The sequence below is a fragment of the Rhodopseudomonas parapalustris genome, from assembly GCF_053772255.1.
The window spans coordinates 73,651-89,741 of record NZ_JAMKBZ010000009.1; the positions used below are offsets into that span (position 1 = coordinate 73,651).

The 16,091-nt window shown below is 63.7% G+C and carries 13 protein-coding genes; 11 read left to right on the forward strand and 2 right to left on the reverse strand.

Annotated features, from left to right (window positions below; translation table 11 throughout):
- Positions 1-2: 2 nt before the first annotated feature.
- Positions 3-1,628 carry a c-type cytochrome gene (locus M9H71_RS10430; protein ID WP_455404955.1) on the reverse strand — a complete coding sequence of 542 codons (1,626 nt, stop codon included), beginning with the start codon at positions 1,626-1,628 and terminating at the stop codon, positions 3-5.
- A gap of 180 nt (positions 1,629-1,808) precedes the next feature.
- Here M9H71_RS10430 and M9H71_RS10435 point away from each other — a divergent pair, with 180 nt between their 5' ends.
- Both M9H71_RS10435 and M9H71_RS10440 read left to right on the forward strand, forming a co-directional pair.
- On the forward strand, positions 1,809-4,127 hold the full coding sequence (locus M9H71_RS10435; RefSeq protein ID WP_455404956.1) for an ATP-binding protein: 2,319 nt from the start codon (positions 1,809-1,811) through the stop codon (positions 4,125-4,127).
- The gene (locus tag M9H71_RS10440) at positions 4,124-4,813 is read left to right on the forward strand and encodes a response regulator transcription factor (protein ID WP_455404957.1); all 690 of its coding nucleotides are present in this window, start codon (positions 4,124-4,126) and stop codon (positions 4,811-4,813) included. Before M9H71_RS10435 ends, M9H71_RS10440 begins: the two co-directional genes overlap by 4 nt.
- Positions 4,814-4,836: 23 nt before the next feature.
- On the opposite strand, the gene M9H71_RS10445 is transcribed toward M9H71_RS10440, so the two are convergent.
- A complete protein-coding gene (locus M9H71_RS10445) occupies positions 4,837-5,949 on the reverse strand; it encodes an HD domain-containing phosphohydrolase (RefSeq protein ID WP_455404958.1) in 1,113 nt (370 codons plus the stop codon).
- 290 nt (positions 5,950-6,239) lie between these two features.
- Between M9H71_RS10445 and M9H71_RS10450 the strand changes: the two genes are divergently transcribed.
- From M9H71_RS10450 to M9H71_RS10490, 9 genes are all read left to right on the forward strand, one after another.
- Positions 6,240-6,563, forward strand: a complete 324-nt coding sequence (locus M9H71_RS10450) for an STAS domain-containing protein (protein ID WP_455404959.1) — start codon at positions 6,240-6,242, stop codon at positions 6,561-6,563.
- On the forward strand, positions 6,563-6,928 hold the full coding sequence (locus M9H71_RS10455; protein ID WP_110786846.1) for a response regulator: 366 nt from the start codon (positions 6,563-6,565) through the stop codon (positions 6,926-6,928). Before M9H71_RS10450 ends, M9H71_RS10455 begins: the two co-directional genes overlap by 1 nt.
- Positions 6,925-8,946: a chemotaxis protein CheA gene (locus M9H71_RS10460; protein WP_455404960.1), complete on the forward strand. Its 2,022-nt coding sequence runs from the start codon at positions 6,925-6,927 to the stop codon at positions 8,944-8,946. The genes M9H71_RS10455 and M9H71_RS10460 overlap by 4 nt, the downstream gene beginning before the upstream one ends.
- On the forward strand, positions 8,946-9,416 hold the full coding sequence (locus tag M9H71_RS10465) for a chemotaxis protein CheW (protein ID WP_455404961.1): 471 nt from the start codon (positions 8,946-8,948) through the stop codon (positions 9,414-9,416). Before M9H71_RS10460 ends, M9H71_RS10465 begins: the two co-directional genes overlap by 1 nt.
- Before the next feature lie 59 nt (positions 9,417-9,475).
- Positions 9,476-9,964: a chemotaxis protein CheW gene (locus M9H71_RS10470; RefSeq protein WP_455404962.1), complete on the forward strand. Its 489-nt coding sequence runs from the start codon at positions 9,476-9,478 to the stop codon at positions 9,962-9,964.
- Between the two features lie 66 nt (positions 9,965-10,030).
- The gene (locus M9H71_RS10475; RefSeq protein ID WP_455404963.1) at positions 10,031-12,229 is read left to right on the forward strand and encodes a HAMP domain-containing methyl-accepting chemotaxis protein; all 2,199 of its coding nucleotides are present in this window, start codon (positions 10,031-10,033) and stop codon (positions 12,227-12,229) included.
- Between the two features lie 164 nt (positions 12,230-12,393).
- Positions 12,394-13,236, forward strand: coding sequence for a CheR family methyltransferase (locus M9H71_RS10480; RefSeq protein WP_455404964.1), 843 nt, complete (start codon positions 12,394-12,396; stop codon positions 13,234-13,236).
- Positions 13,237-13,256: 20 nt separating this feature from the next.
- Positions 13,257-14,348 (forward strand): protein-glutamate methylesterase/protein-glutamine glutaminase, encoded by a 1,092-nt coding sequence (locus M9H71_RS10485; protein ID WP_455404965.1) that lies wholly within the window; start codon positions 13,257-13,259, stop codon positions 14,346-14,348.
- Between the two features lie 7 nt (positions 14,349-14,355).
- The gene (locus tag M9H71_RS10490) at positions 14,356-16,071 is read left to right on the forward strand and encodes a chemotaxis protein (RefSeq protein WP_455404966.1); all 1,716 of its coding nucleotides are present in this window, start codon (positions 14,356-14,358) and stop codon (positions 16,069-16,071) included.
- Positions 16,072-16,091: the final 20 nt, after the last annotated feature.

Here is a 16,091-nt window from a genome sequence, read left to right on the forward strand (position 1 = left end):
GCTCAATGCTTGGTCCCTCCGCTCGCCTCGTTCAGATCCTTGGAATGGTTCTGGAGATAGGCCAGGATCAGCCGGTACTGGTCGTCACTGAACGACGTGAAGCGCTTCATCGCCTTCAGCGTGCCGATCCATTGGTTCGCCGTGAAATGCGTCTTCTGCGGCAGGACGTGGCAAGCCGAGCACGACTTCTGGAAGGTCGCCTCGCTGTAGCTCCAGAGCGCCCGACGATCCGTATTGAGGTTCTTCTCGTCGCTCCAGAAGGTGATCTGAATCGGCATCCAGGACTGGCCGGTGTCGGCATCCTTCTCGGCGGCGCCACGCTCGATTACGGCAACGGCGTCCTTGTCGAGAACCGCCACCATGATCCGATGGCCTTTGCTCTGGTAGACAATCGACGGCACATCGGTCATCTGCCAGCCCTTCACGGTGAGCTGCACCTTGTCGCCGACACGTTGTCCGACCTTCGCATGCGCGCCTCCGAGCAGTTTGCCCTGCTCCGGCGCGGCGCTGCCGACGCCATCCTGCGACACCCACAAGGACTTGGTTCCGGCGACCCATACGTCGGCGCCTTGCACGATCGCGGTCTCTGGCGACACCGGCAGCGTGGGCACTATTCGCACCGCGTTCTTCAGCATCACCACCTTGTCGGTGCGGTTCGGCTCCGGCATCCCGGGAGCGGGTTTGTCGACCGCCGGGACGTGCTTCAAGTAGAGCGCCATCGCCTCCAGGTCTTCGCGGGGAAGCTGTGAGGTGTTCTTGATCACTTCGGCCATATCGCCGGCGGCAGTCCGGCCGATCGGATTCACGCCAGTGGCGAGGTAGTTCGCAATCGCCGCGGGCGACCAGAAGCCGATGCCGGTCTCGTCGGGCGTGATGTTCGGAAAGTAGTCGACTCCGTCGGGCGCGCTGCCGCCGGAGTAGCGTTTATTGGCGATGACGTTGCCCATGAAACCGCGGGGCGAATGGCATTCAGCACAATGGCCGGGGCCTTCCACGAGGTACTCGCCACGCTTGAACTTCGCGATATCGACGCCCGTGGGGACGGGGGCCTCCTTGCGGACGCCGTCGAGGAAAAGCAGTCGCCAGGCGCCCACGCCACGGCGGATGTTGTACGGGAATTTCAGCTCGTGGTCGGACACGACATTGCGGATCGGCTCGAGCGTTTTGAGATACGCGAACAAATCCCTGACATCGTTGCCCTTCAGTCTTTGATAGGAGGTGTAGGGGAATGCCGGATAGAGGTTCTTGCCGTCCGGCCAGACCCGGTCCGGGCCGACGCCCTCGCGCAATGCGCGATCGAACTCGGCGAGAGTCCATCCACCCAGACCGGTGTCGCGGTCCGGGGAAATATTGGGCATGTGAAACACGCCGAATTGAGTCTGAAGCTTTCCGCCGCCGCCGAGCTTCGTGTCGTCCTGCTGACCGGGCGTCATGTGGCAGGTCGCGCAATCGGATGCGACGAACACCTTCCGGCCGTTGGCGAGGTCCGCGCCGGCGAGATCGATCGCCTCGCGCGACGGGTGGGTGGCAGACCACATCCAGGGAGAGGTCAAAGCCAGGAAGCCGACCGCACCGAGGAGCACGCAGGTCCCGGCCAGGAGATAGAGCTTTTTGTGGCGCAGTCGCATGTGCTTGCCTCCTGGCATTGGAAAGCGTCCAGTGGATAAGCCTTATCCTAGTAGGGTGACGGCTGTGGCGGGCTGCCGTCTTGTGAGGGAAATGTAAATGGCTTGTAAACGGCCGGCGGCGGCGACTGGTGTCGTTGGCCCGCACGGGACGCGTCATGGCGATTGGCCGAAGGAGCAGCCGTGAGGACTTGGCCCGCGGAGTTGACCGGCCCTTTGCTTTTGCGCCAGCAGGAGCAATTGGTCGACAGGACGATCGAGCTTGCACAGGAGCGGGGCTATTCCGACAGGACGAGTTCGCTGCGCGCAGCGTGGACCGAATCGATCGACAGCCTCAATGAAGGACTGGTCGCCTATCTGGCCGATCATGTGCGCAGCGGCGGACATAACGGACGCTACGACTACCGCGTCGACAGCCGGTTCACCCGGCTACGCCAAGCCGCGCAGGCTCACCACGACCTCGGCATCCCGCTCGAACTGCACAATGGGCTCTTCAAAATATATCATCGAGCCTATCGCGAGCACTTCAGCGACCTCTTCGCCTCGGCATCGGCCAAGGACGAAGCTGCGCTGCAGCTCTCGCCGCCCGAGGAGTTCATTCGAAGGCTCGACGACTTCTTCGGCGAGGCCGAACTCGCCATGCTCGCCCCTTGGGCGGCCACCGAAGCGAAGGACAGCGCGTTCGCCGAAACGCAGAGACGCCTCGCGCGTGAGCGCGACCAGTATTTCGCTGCGCTCGAGAGCTTGCGTAACCCTGTCCTGATCGTCGCCGAAAACGGCACGCTGATCACAGCCAATCAGGCGGCGCTTCAGACATTCGCGGGGGTCTCCGAGCCGGGCGGATTGAATTATCGCTTGGCCTTGCAGTCGCATCGCCAGCATCTGCAGGCGGTCGTCGATCAGATCGTCGGCGTCGCCGGGAACGAGTGGGACGCGATCTGGATGCCGACCCGCCTCGGCAGCCGATGTTTCGATATTCGGCTGCGGCGGGTGGAAGATACGGCGAACAAGCTGGAGGCTTCGCTGGTCCTGCTCCTGCACGATGTCACGGAGCACCGGGCGGCAATTTCGAAGGCGCGTGAATCCGAGCGCACGATGTCGCTGTTCCTGGCAGCGATGTCCCACGAAATCCGTGCACCGCTTCACAGCATCCTGGGCATCGTCGGCCTGATGAAGGGGGCGGACGGCCCCCAGCAGCGCGAACTCGTCGACCTCCTCGAAGTCTCGGCCCGTTCGCTGAATTCGACGCTCGGCAACGTCATGAATTTCTCGCGCTTCGAGCATCAGGCGCCCGTGCCGCGGCCGGAGAAGGTCGTCTTGAGCAAGGCGCTCAACGACATCATCCGGGTGAAGGGCGTCTTCGCGCGGCAGCGGGCGATCCCTCTGCGGCTCGATATTGCCGAAGGAATGCCCGATGAGGTCCAGCTCGATTGGTCGATGTTCGAACAGGTTCTGGGCAATCTGATTCAGAACGCATTACGCTACGACGATGGACGTGGCGTCGAGGTCAGCGCCCGACCCGGTGATGGGATGCTTGTCTTCCGTGTCTCCGACCATGGACCCGGCCTGCCCGACGAGATCGCCGAGATGCTCGAGCATCCGCCGAGCGAGCTGCGGCCGCGGATCACGCACCGAACCGGTTCGGGTCTCGGGCTGGCGATCGCGCAACGAATGACGCTCGCTCTCGGCGGGAGCCTCGAGGCGATCGAGGAAAGCGACGGCGCCGTCCTCGAAATCCGTCTGCCTCTCGCGCTGCCGGATCCGGGAGGTGCCGTCGGTCGCGATGGCTTTGCACAGCGGGAGCTCGATCTGAGCTGCCTTCTGGTCGATGACGACGACATCAATGCGTGGGTTACGACCGCGATGCTGGAGCGGGCGGGCCTGTCGGTCGATCACGCGCAGAGTCTTGCGGAGGCGAACGTCCTGCGCGATGCCGCATCGGATCACTACGACATCTTCATCGTCGATTATCGGCTTCCTGACGGGACCGGCGTCCAATTCGCCGAAGAGCTCCGGCGAGATCCGGCGTACAGCGCCACACCGCTCTTTCTTCTGAGCGCGAATGTCGATGTCGTGCGGGAGTCGGCAGAGCAACGTGGCCTGTTCACCGCCCTGCTCCAGAAGCCGCTCGATGCCGAAGCCTTGTCCAAGGCAATCTATGGACTCTCACCTCGGTCCGCCGACTTGCTCGGGGGATTGTCCGTCGCCGCGCGCACCAAGATGGCCGATGCCCTGTTGCAGAGCTGGGTCGAATTTCGATCCATGTTGAGCGAGATGAAGCCGGGATCTGCCGATGGCGCGGTCTCTGCGAAAGCCCACAAGCTGGCGAGCGGTGCGGCGATCTTCGGATTGAACGATCTCGCCATCATGTTGCGTCAACTCGAGCAGGCGGGCGAGGAGCGAGCGCCTTGGTCGTTCACGGCTCCGATCGTGGGTCGGCTGCTCGCCTATGTGATTCCCGAAGACGGTCTGACGAGCGAGCCGACGAAACGATCAACATGAATTCTCCAGCGAAAATCCTCCTCATCGACGACGATGTCCTGATCCATTTCATGGTCGAAGACATTGGCAGGCAGATGGGGCATTCGATCACCTGCGTGGCCGATGGCGCCGGCGGGCTGGCCGCGCTCAAGGAGGAGCATTTCGACCTCGTCATTCTCGACAGGCGGCTGCCCGACACCGACGGCTTGCTTCTCGCCCAGGAGATACAGGCCGGCGCGAGATCGTCCTTCATCGTTTTGTCGAGCCTGTCGGCGCCGAACGATCAGTTGCTGGGGCTTGGTCTCGGCGCGCTCGACTACATCAGCAAGCCGGTCGAGCCGGCGGTGTTGAAGGCGCGCATGGCGAGACACCTTGCGACGCGTCGCGACACGGCCGCCCCTGCCACATTGTCGATCGGCAAGACGTTCCATCTGAATCTCGTGACTCGCCGGCTCGCGGTGGCAGGACGAACGGAGTGCCTTTCGCCGGCGGAGTGCCGCCTGCTCGCTCATTTCATGCAGAACATCGACATCCCCCAAAGCCGCAGCGACATCAGCAAGGCCATCGGGGGGCGAGAGTGGGTTTATGGCGACCGCACGGGTGATGTGCTCGTTTCGCGGCTCCGGAGGCGGATCTCCGGGAGCTCGCTGCAGATCATCACGGTTCACGGTCTCGGTTATTCCTTGACCGAGGACGCAGGGGCGTAATCGTCCGGCGCCGACCGGGCCGGTCAGACTGCCGACTTCGTGGGCTCCGGAACGTCCGAGTTCAGCGCGGGCTGGAGCGGGGCTTCGTCTCTCGGATGGAGCTGCAGCCGGTTCGTCGCGATTCCGACGACTTCGTCCCAGCGCTCCAGAAAGACGTCGACGCAGGTCGGATCGAAGTGCTGTCCACGGCCGTTTTCGAGGTGCTGCCGCGCCACCGGAAGCGGCATCGCTTCTTTATAAGGACGGGCGGTCGCCAGCGCGTCGAACACGTCCGCGACCGCGACGATCCGCGCCGCGATCGGAATCTCCTCGCCCTTCAGTCTGTTCGGATAACCTTTGCCGTCCCAGCGCTCGTGATGGCCGATGGCGATGTCGGCGGCGAGCTGAATGAGCTCGCACCGGCTGCCGGCGAGGATCGACGCGCCGATCGTGGTGTGAGTCTGCATCACGGCGATCTCGTCCGGCGTCAGCTTGCCCGGCTTCAGGAGTATATGGTCAGGGGTGGCGACCTTGCCGACATCGTGCAGCGGGGCGGCCAGGTAAATCTCGCGGCACAGCCTCTCCGGCAATCCCAGTCCTTCCGCGATCATCCGGCTGTACTTCGCGACCCGCAGGGTGTGATCGCCGGTGTCGTTATCGCGGTACTCGACCGAGAGCGCCAGCCGCAGGATGATTTCCTCCTCGCGCTCCTGCAGCGCACGGGTGGCGCGCGCCACCTCGCTGGTGAGCAGCGCGGCGCGGTCGTTCAGCTTTCGGACCGCGGAGCCGAGCCGGATCATGTTGCGCAGCCGGACCTGGGTCTCCAGATTTTTCGGCCGCTTCGGGAGGAAGTCGGTCGCGCCTGCGTCGAGCGCGTGCAGCCGCACCTCGTCGCTCTCGATCGAGGTGATCATGACGATGGGAATGTCGGAGAATTTCGGCAGGGATCGCAGCCGCCGGATCAGGCTGATGCCGTCCATCTTGGGCATCTCGTAATCGGCAAAGACGATGTCGATGTCGAGGTTGCGGGCCGAAGCCAGGGCCTGCAGCGGGTCGGTAAAGGCGCTCACATGGACCTGTCCGTCCGCCTCGATCGTTCGTGTCAAATACTCCAAGGCCGACCGGCTATCATCCACAACCAGTGCTTGAATGAGCATTATTATACCATCCAAATTGCATGCGCTACAATTCAGTCTATAAGATGCCTCTTAAGCCCAAACTAAGCGTCACACACAGCTATATCTTTTGATCTAATCACCAGATCGGGTATTGTCGCCTAATTTACCGTATCCGTGGCTTCGAGCTATGCGTCGGCCGCCGAGGGGATTGCGCTGATGCAGTTTAGCTGTGTGTAGTACACTATTTTAATAATTGGCCGTCACGCTTTCCTGTATCGACAAAGTAATCGCGCAAACGACGATCAGTCGTCCCGCGACTGGGGACTGCAATGACGTTAGATCCCACCGAAGCGGGGGCCGCGCTTCGGCTCCCGTCCGACTGTAGTATTTCTTCCATCAGAAGCATTCACGAGAGCATCCAGAAGGCGCTCGGCCGCCAAGGTTCGCTGGAGATCGACTGTTCAAAAGTGAACAGGGCGGACATCACCTCGATCCAACTTCTGCTGTCGACCGCCAAGACCGGCGAGGCCCAGGGCCGTCCGGTGGTGCTGACCGAGCTCTCCGAAGTCCTTCGCACCACCATCGAGCGCGCCGGTTTTGCCGGCGACGAAATTATCGACAAGCACTTCCCGCAAAAGAAAGGTGGCTCGTAATGGCCACGATCCTGACCGTCGACGATTCCCCCAGCATCCGCCAGATGATCAAAGTGACGCTCGAGCCGGCCGGCCACAGCGTCCTCGAAGCCGGCGACGGCGCCCAGGGCCTGTCGAAAGCGCAGGCCACCAAGGTCGACCTCGTCATCACCGACCTCAACATGCCGGTCATGAACGGGCTCGAGCTGATCAAGGCGCTGCGCAAGCAGCCCAACCTGGTCGGCCTGCCGATCGTGTTTCTGACCACCGAGTCCAATGACGCGGTCAAGCAGGAGGCCAAGAGCTGCGGCGCCACCGGCTGGATCACCAAGCCCTTCAAGCCGGAGCAACTGCTCTCCGTGGTGAGCAAGCTGGTGCGGTCATGACCACGATCGATCCGGCAGCAGTCTTCCGCCAGGAGGCGGCCGAGCTGTTCGAAGTGCTGGAAGCGGCGCTGCTCGATCTCGGCCAGAACCCCGACGACCGCGAGCTGGTCGATTCCGCGTTCCGCGCCCTGCACACCATCAAAGGGTCGGGCGCGATGTTCGGGTTCGACAAGGTCGCCACCTTCACCCACGAATTCGAGACCGCGTTCGAGCGCGTCCGCAAGGGCGAGATCAAGCCGACGCACGATCTGGTTTCGGTCGCGCTCGCCGCCAAGGACTACATCCGCGCACTGATCGAGACGCCCGACGACACCGATGCGATTATCGGCGACGCGATCCTGGCCGATCTCAGCCGCTTCGTGTCGCCGGCGGCACCGGTCGAAGCCACCGCGGCAGAGCGCCGGCGAGTCGGTTGGCATCTGCGCTTCGAATTCGACTCCCAGATCCTGCGCAACGGCTCCAATCCGCTGGACCTGCTCGACGATCTCAGCAAGCTCGGCTCCTGCTTCGCGACGCCGCTGACCGACGGCATCCCGTTCCTCGACGAGCTGGTGCCCGAGGATTGCTATCTGAAATGGGATGTCTCGCTGCATTCGGATTGCGACAAGGCCGCGATCGACGACGTCTTCATGTTCGTGCAGGACGAGATGCAGCTCGTTCTGGAGCCGCTGATCGAGGGCGAGGTCGCGCCGCCGGTGCTGGTGCTGGATCTGCCCGATGTCTCGATCCTGCCGCCTGAGCCGCCGCAGGCCGTCGAAGTGACGATGCCTGCGCCGCAGCCCGTTGCGGCCGCGCCCGCCGTCGAGCGGCGCACCGGCGAGCCCCGCCGCACCGAAGACCGCGGCATCGCCACCGTCCGGGTTCATGCCGAACGGCTCGACGAACTGATGGATCGGGTCGGCGAACTGGTGATCGCGCAGGCGCGCCTCAGCCAGCTCGCCGCCTCCAGCAATGATATCTCGATCAAGCTGATCGCCGAAGAGATCGAACGGCTCGCTTCCAGCCTGCGCGACACCACGATGGGCGCGCGGATGGTCCCGATCGGCTCGCTGTTCGGCCGCTTCCGCCGTCTGGTCCACGATCTGTCGCGCGATCTCGGCAAGCCGGTGGAGTTCATCACCTCGGGTGAGGACACCGAACTCGACAAGACGATGATCGAGTGCCTGGCCGATCCGCTCGTCCATCTGATCCGCAATGCGATCGATCACGGCATCGAATCCCCGGCCGCGCGGGCCGCCGCCGGCAAGCCCGAGCAGGGCCGGATCGAACTCGCCGCCGTGCATGCCGGCGCGCAGGTTCTGGTCACGGTGAAAGACAATGGCGGCGGGCTGAACACCGCCCGGATTCGGGCCAAGGCCGAAGAGCAGGGGTTGATCACGCCGGGGGCTTCCGCCAGCGATCAGGAGATTCATCAGTTTCTGTTCCACCCCGGCTTCTCGACCGCGCAGACCGTCTCGGCACTGTCAGGGCGCGGTGTCGGCATGGACGTGGTCAAGCGCACCATCGAAAACATGCGCGGGTCGATCGATCTCTCCACCGTGACTGGCGAGAGCACCACCGTCACTCTCCGCCTGCCGCTGACGCTGGCGATCATCGAAGGCCTGCTGATCCGCGTCGGCAGCGGCCGTTACATCATTCCGCTGTCCGCGGTGGAAGAGTGCGTCGAACTCACCGCCGAGGATGAGCGCTCCCGCAGCCGCAACTTTCTCAACGTCCGCGGCAATCTCGTGCCTTTCTTGCGCCTGCGCGACGTCTTCGATGCCGACGGCGAGCCGGATCAGCACCAGAAGACGATCATCATCTCGACCGGCGAGACCCGCGTCGGCCTGGTGGCGGATCAGATCATCGGCAACCACCAGACTGTCATCAAGTCGCTGTCGAAGCTGCACTCCGACGTCACGATCTTCTCCGGCGCGACCATCCTCGGTGACGGGACCGCCGCGTTGATCCTCGACGTGGTGCAGCTCGTCGGCCTCGCCCAGGCACAGGCGGAAAAGCAAATGAGCGAGGCAGCCTGATGAATAGCGATCGAGTTCACAACGCAGCCGGCGGCGATACCGACGCGATGCAGGTCGTCATGATCGGGCTCGGCGACGAGAAGTTTGCGCTCGATGCCGGAACGGTCCGGGAAATCATCGATCCGATTCCCGCCACCAAGGTCGCGGGCGCCAAGGCGTTCGTGCCGGGCGTCATCAACGTCCGCGGCAACGTGATTCCTTTCGCCGACCTGCGCATCCGCTTCGGCATGCCGGTGACGAGCCGCACCGCCGACAGCCGCATCGTGGTGATCGAAGTCCGCATCGACAACGAGCCCGTGCTGGTCGGCGTCAGCGCCGACCGGGTCTACGAGGTTACGGAGATTTCCCGCACCGACGTGCAGCAGACACCGCGCGTCGGCATGCATTGGAAGCCCGAATACATCCGCTTCATCAGCAAATGGCGCGAAGAGTTCGTGGTCGTTCCGAATATGGAACGGATTCTGAATTGAGTGCCCTCGGCCCGACATCCGGCAGTGCTGCCGACAACCTACGCTGAAGTGAGGAAGACATGGCCGAAACGGCGCAATATCTGACGCTCGGGCTCGCCGGCGAAACGTTCGGCATGGCGATCCGCAACGTGCGTGAAATCCTTGACATGCGGCCGATCTCGCGGCTGCCGCATGCGCCCGAATTCATGCTGGGCATGATCGACGTGCGCGGGACCGGCTATCCGATCCTCGATCTGCGGTTGAAGCTCGATCTGCCACCGGTGCCGCCCACCGAGGCGACCCGGATCATCATTCTCGACGTGCCGGTCGCCGGTCGCATCGTCGGCGTCGGCTTCGTCGCCGACTGTGTCTACGAAGTCACCGACATCGAGGAGAGCTCGCTGGAGCAGGTCCCCGACGTCGGCGGCAAGTGGAAGTCGGACTACATCGCCGGCATTGGTCGCAAAGGCGACCGCTTCGTCATCATCTTCGATCTGGCGCGTCTGATGGTCGGCACCGACGTGCCCGCCGACGCTGCCGCGAACCCGTCGAACGACTTGGCGGCGTGAGCCGCCCGGTCCGGATCTGTTGTTGCGTGAGTTTGTCCCAAATCTTCGACCTCAAGGAATCTCGAAATGAGACTGACTGTTAAAGCAAAGCTGGCCGGCGCCTTCGGTGTCGTGATCCTGCTGTCCGCCGTCACCGGCGGAATCGCCTACGTCAAGCTGACGCAACTCGCCGATAACGCCGACATGCTCGTGCAGCGCGCTGGCCGGCTCGACAAAGCGGGAGAATTGCAGAACTACATCCTGCTCCAGACCCGAGCCGAACGCGATATCATTATTGCCTCGACAGAGGTTGAGCTGCAGAAGGTGACCGATGAAGTCCGGCAGCTTCGGAAAGATGCCACGCGTGTTCGCGAAGAGATCTATGGGACGACAAACGAAACCGGCAAGCGGCTGCTCGAGAAGTTCGCTTCCGCCTACGAAAAGATGAACGCTACCGAGGACGCGATCATCAAGTTCGGGACCATGAACTCGAACAACCGCGGCGCCCAACTTTGGGCCACCGAAGGTGTGGCGGTTTTGAAAGATTGGAACGAGACCATTACCGGAGTCACGGCCGAGGCAAATAAGCTGCCTCCCTCGACTGAGCGCACCAACGCCCTGCTCACCCTGCAGACGATCCGCTCCGATAGCGAGGCACTGCAGAAAGACATGGCGCAGTCATTCTCGGCCTCAAATCTCGAGGACCTGAGTGCAGCGATCAAAATCATGACCGATCAGATGGAGCGGCTGCGGACGATTACACAGCAGGGTGGCGGGGCGCTCGGGGCGGCAGGACTGCCCTCGGCGGCGATCATCTCTCAGACCGATCGGCTGCTGAAGGTGGTTGCACGTGTGGCCGACATCGTGAAGGAGGGCGGAAATATCCGAGCTGCCGCACTCGCGGCGACGGAAGGCAAGGTTGCGGCAGCGGCTGCGATCGCAACGTCGAGCGAGTACATGGCCGCCAACAAGAAGTTGATGGCAGAGGATGCCGCTCGGTCGGCTGCCGAAGCCGCCAGTGCCAAGATGCTTGTGATCAGCATCGTGATCGCGTCGCTGCTCGCGGCGGTCGCATCGGCCTTCTGGATCGCGCTCAACATCAGCCGCGGGCTGGCCCGGGCGGTGGGTCTCGCCGACGCAGTCGCGATCGGCGATCTCAGCCAGAAGATCGATGTCTCCAGCGACGACGAAGTCGGCGATCTGGTCAAGTCGCTCAATGCGATGACGGCCAACCTCAACGCCACGGCTGCTGTCGCCAACGAGATCGCCCGCGGCAATCTCACCGCCGAAGCCAAGCGGCTGTCCGAAAAGGACACGCTCGGCATCGCGCTGGAGCAGATGATCCAGAAGCTGCGCCAGATCGTGTCGGAAGCGCTCACCGCGGCGCAGAATGTCTCCGCCGGCAGCCAGGAACTGTCGGCCAGCGCCGAACAGCTGTCGCAGGGCGCCACCGAGCAGGCGTCGTCGGCCGAGGAAGCCTCCTCCTCGATGGAAGAGATGGCGGCGAACATCAAGCAGAACGCCGAGAACGCCAGCCAGACCGAGAAGATCGCCGCGCAGTCCGCCAAGGACGCCGAAGCCAGCGGCACCGCCGTAGGCCGTGCGGTTCAGGCGATGCAGACGATCGCCGAGAAGATCACCATCGTGCAGGAGATCGCACGGCAGACCGATCTTCTGGCGCTCAACGCCGCGGTCGAAGCGGCCCGCGCCGGCGAGCACGGCAAGGGTTTTGCGGTGGTCGCCTCTGAAGTTCGCAAGCTCGCCGAACGTAGCCAGGCGTCCGCGACCGAAATCGGCGAACTCTCCGGCGAAACCGTGCGGGTCGCGCAGGAAGCCGGCGATATGCTCGCCAAGCTGGTGCCGGACATCAAGAAGACCTCCGAGCTGGTGCAGGAAATCTCCTCGGCCTGCCGCGAACAGGACGTCGGCTCGTCGCAGATCAACCAGGCGATCCAGCAGCTCGACAAGGTCGGCCAGCAGAACGCCAGTGCCTCCGAGCAGGTCTCTTCGACCTCGGAAGAACTCGCCTCGCAGGCCGAGCAGCTGCAGTCGACCATCGCGTTCTTCCGCATCGAGCAGGACACTGCCAAGTCGCACGGCGCGCCGCTCGACAAGGCGGTCAACCAGCTCCGCGCCAAGGCCGCGCACATGGCGGCCGTCGATCGCGGCGCCAAGAAGCCGGTGGCTGCCAAGCCCCAGCGCCAGCTCAAAGCCGCCGGCGGTGGTGGCTTCGCCTTCGCGCTCGGCGACGGCGAGGATGATCGCGACGCCGACTTCCAGCGCTGAGCGAAAGACGAGGCGGGGTTATCTCCACTCCAGATCCAACAGTGATGAACGCCCGACAGGGCGTTCATCTTTTCAAATCGCCAGCCACCCATCGCGCAATCGACCGCGCTGGGATCACATTGCAAGACGCGCGGTCATTGGGCCGGCAGTTCGAGTCATCCCCCATGGTCCACGCCAAACGTCAATTGTCGGACAGGCAGTTTCGCTCGCTCGCCGAACTGATCGAAGATCAAGTCGGCATCAAGATGCCGACCGCCAAGCGGCTGATGCTCGAGGGGCGGCTGCACAAGCGGGTGCGGGCCCTGAACTATTCGGGCGTCGGCGAATACGTCGACAATCTGTTCGACAAGCAGATCTTCGAGCACGAGCTGACGCATCTGATCGATGTCGTCACCACCAACAAGACCGACTTCTTTCGTGAGCCGCAGCATTTCGATTTCCTCAAGACCGTCGCAGTTCCCGACCTGCTGAAGCTGCCGAGCCGCAAATCCAATGATCTCAAGATCTGGAGCGCCGCCTGTTCGTCCGGGATGGAGGCCTACACCACCGCGATGGTGCTGGACGACATGGTGCGGTCCGGCTCGCGGTTCCAGTTCCGGATTCTGGGCACCGACATCTCGACCACCGTGCTGCGCCTCGCCAAGGCGGCGATCTACAATCGCGATGTGATCGCGCCGGTTCCGGCGCCGTTCGTCAGCCGCTATTTCCTGACCTCGCGCGACCGCACCCGAGAAGAGGTGCGAGTGGTGCCCGAGCTGCGGCGACTGACCAACTTCACGCGGATGAACCTGATGGATTCGTCGTATCCGGTGGACCGGGACGTCGACATCATCTTCTGCCGCAACGTGCTGATCTATTTCGATCGCGAGACTCAGCGCAAAGTGGTCGAGCAACTGTGCTCGCATCTGCGGCCGGGCGGCTACCTGCTGGTCGGCCACTCCGAGTCGATGATTCACAGCGCCCTGCCGAAGTTAAGGCAGGTTCAACCAACCGTCTTTAAACTCTAGGGATGATTGGAGCGCATCAGATGGCGAAGCAGAAGGTTCGAGTCCTCATCGTCGACGACTCCGCCTCGGTGCGACAGGTCCTCGGTAGCATCCTCGGCGAAGACCCCGAGATCGAGGTGATGGCCACCGCCTCCGATCCCTTCGTCGCGGCGAAGCGGCTGCAGAACGAATTGCCCGACGTCATCCTGCTCGACATCGAGATGCCGCGGATGGACGGCATTACATTCCTGCGCAAGATCATGGCGCAACATCCGATCCCGGTGGTGATCTGCTCGTCGTTGACCCCCGAGGGCTCAGACCTGATGTTCGAGGCGTTCGAGGCCGGCGCCGTCGATATCGTGCCCAAGCCACGGGTCGATACCCGACAGGCGCTGATGGAGAGTTCCGGCCGGCTGCGCGAAGCAATCAAGTCCGCGGCCCGCGCCCGGGTCCGTCCGCGCGCGGCACGCAAGGTGATCGAGCAGAAGCTGACAGCGGACGCCATCATCCCGCCGCCGGTGGCCGGACGCTCGCGCCCGACCACCGAGCGGATCGTGTGTATCGGCGTATCGACCGGCGGCACCGAGGCGCTCTACGACGTGCTGGAAGTGCTGCCGCCGAATTGTCCCGGCATCCTGATCGTCCAGCACATGCCGCAGGGGTTCACAGCGGCATTCGCCAAGCGGCTCAACGCCGGATGCCGGATCAACGTCAAGGAAGCCGAGGATGGCGATCCGGTGCTGCCCGGCTGGGCCTATATCGCGCCTGGCGCCCGGCACATGCTGCTCGTCCGCAGCGGCCTGCGCTATCAGATCGCTATCAAGGACGGCCCGCCGGTGTCGCGGCATCGACCCTCGGCAGACGTGCTGTTCCGTTCCGCCGCCCAATATGCCGGCGCCAACGCGCTGGGCATCATCATGACCGGCATGGGCGACGATGGGGCGCGCGGCCTGCTCGAGATGCGCAAGCTCGGTGCCTACACTTGTGCGCAGGATGAAGAGAGCTGCGTGGTGTTCGGCATGCCGAAGGAAGCGATCGCCTGTGGCGCGGTCGAGAAGGTGGTGTCGTTGAACCAGATTCCGCGCGAGATCATGGCTTGGCAACAAGCGAAGCAACCGGCCTCAGCGGATTGATCGCGTCGTGTCCTCATTGAAACATCCGATTGCCGACGCCGTTGCGTCGATCGAACTGGTCGCGTCCCGGATCGAGACCACCTTCGCCCAGGTCGGCGGTCAGCTCGGCGAAGGCCACGGCATCTTCCAAGGGCTCAACGAGGCGCTTACCGATCTCGCCCGCGAACTATCGTCCGCGCAGATCGAGGGCGCATCGGGCGCGCTGCGCGACATCGCCGGCCGGCTGAAAAGTCTCGCCGACACGCTGCCGGCCGAAAGTGCGCTGCTCGACCGGCTTCGCGGCAACGTCGCCGAGGCGGGGACGGTCTTGAAGCAGCTCCTCAAGCACGTCGAGATGATCACCACCATCGCCCGCAGCGCCAGAATCGAGTCGGCCTCGCTGGAAGGCGACCGCGAGGGCTTCATCGCCTTCACCCGGGAGGCCTATGATCTCGGCAAGACCGTGCAGTCGTCGATCGAAGCCTGCGTCAAGGATCAGCAGTTGCTGGCAGCCGCGGTGGAAACCACCTGGGGCCATCAGAGCGAGTTCGAGCGGCGCTATCGGCCGCAGCTCGGCGCTTCCGGCGGCGAACTGATGTCGGCGTTCTCCGATCTCGGCCGGCAGCGCAACGACAGCGTCGGCGTTGCAGAACTGGCGGGCAGTAGCGCGCGAACCATCAGCGAGGCGGTCGGACGATCGATCGTGTCGCTGCAAGCCGGCGACAGCACCCGGCAGCGGCTCGAGCACGTCTGCGAAGGACTGCGGCGCGCCGCCGATCCGGAGCCGACGCTGGTGCCGGACATCGCCGAAGTCCGGCCGCTGCCCCGGCTGCTGGTCAATCTCGAAGCGGCGCAGCTACAGGACGCCCAGCAGGAGTTCGACGCCGGCATCGGCGACATCGTCCGAGCCCTGTCGACGATTCTCGCCGAGGTCGCGACGCTGGTCGACAAGGGCCGCTCGCTGCATGGTGGCCGCGAGGGCGGATCCGCTTCGTTCCTGTCGCGGGTGCGGCAGACCCTCGCCCAGGCGTCGAACCTGATCGCGATGTGCGATGACGGCGGACGCTCGATCGACGAAGCGCTGAGCGTGGTTGAAGACACGCTGGAGAAGTTTCGCGAGGCGATCGCCAACCTGTCCGACTCGGTTGTCGACATCTCGCTGATCGGCATGAACGCCGGTCTTCGCGCCGGGCATCTCGGCGTCAAGGGCCGGGCCTTCGTGGTGATTGCCCACGAGATGAAGCTGACCGCGGATCAGATGACCGGCGCGGCGATCCGGCTGCGGCCACTCCTGGAGGAGATCGGCAAGGTCGGCGACGATCTCCGGAAAACGCGCGCGAACAGCGATCAGACCAATCTGACCAGCATGGAGACCGCCATTCTCCATACGCTGCACGACGTCGAAGCCGGCAACGACCGGCTCGGCGGACTGATCGGCCGTCTGATTGACGAAGGCGCCAAGTTCGACGCGGTGATGAACGGAGCCTGCGAGCAGATGACGTCGCTGGGATCCAGTGCTTCCGCGCTGCCGGCGGTAGCAAAATGCCTTGAAGAAGCGAGCGGTAATCTGGGGCGGGCTGGCTTGGGCGATCACGATGAAGCCGTGTTCGATGAGCTCTACGCTCGCTACACGATGGAGCGGGAGCGCGACGTGCATCGCCGGTTCCTGCTGCAGTTCGGAATTACCACCAAGCAGCAGGCACCCGCCGCAGCCGCAAGCGATTGCGACTTCGAGCTGTTTTAGGGCCTTCCCGCCCACGCGCC

What these genes read in the sequence shown, in the direction of transcription:
- M9H71_RS10480 (WP_455404964.1), top strand. Translation starts at nt 12,394, where the DNA reads ATGGTCCACGCCAAACGTCAATTGTCGGACAGGCAGTTTCGCTCGCTC.
- M9H71_RS10485 (WP_455404965.1), top strand. Translation starts at nt 13,257, where the DNA reads ATGGCGAAGCAGAAGGTTCGAGTCCTCATCGTCGACGACTCCGCCTCG.
- M9H71_RS10440 (WP_455404957.1), top strand. Translation starts at nt 4,124, where the DNA reads ATGAATTCTCCAGCGAAAATCCTCCTCATCGACGACGATGTCCTGATC.
- M9H71_RS10445 (WP_455404958.1), bottom strand. Translation starts at nt 5,949, where the DNA reads ATGCTCATTCAAGCACTGGTTGTGGATGATAGCCGGTCGGCCTTGGAG.
- M9H71_RS10450 (WP_455404959.1), top strand. Translation starts at nt 6,240, where the DNA reads ATGACGTTAGATCCCACCGAAGCGGGGGCCGCGCTTCGGCTCCCGTCC.
- M9H71_RS10465 (WP_455404961.1), top strand. Translation starts at nt 8,946, where the DNA reads ATGAATAGCGATCGAGTTCACAACGCAGCCGGCGGCGATACCGACGCG.
- M9H71_RS10455 (WP_110786846.1), top strand. Translation starts at nt 6,563, where the DNA reads ATGGCCACGATCCTGACCGTCGACGATTCCCCCAGCATCCGCCAGATG.
- M9H71_RS10460 (WP_455404960.1), top strand. Translation starts at nt 6,925, where the DNA reads ATGACCACGATCGATCCGGCAGCAGTCTTCCGCCAGGAGGCGGCCGAG.
- M9H71_RS10470 (WP_455404962.1), top strand. Translation starts at nt 9,476, where the DNA reads ATGGCCGAAACGGCGCAATATCTGACGCTCGGGCTCGCCGGCGAAACG.
- M9H71_RS10475 (WP_455404963.1), top strand. Translation starts at nt 10,031, where the DNA reads ATGAGACTGACTGTTAAAGCAAAGCTGGCCGGCGCCTTCGGTGTCGTG.
- M9H71_RS10430 (WP_455404955.1), bottom strand. Translation starts at nt 1,628, where the DNA reads ATGCGACTGCGCCACAAAAAGCTCTATCTCCTGGCCGGGACCTGCGTG.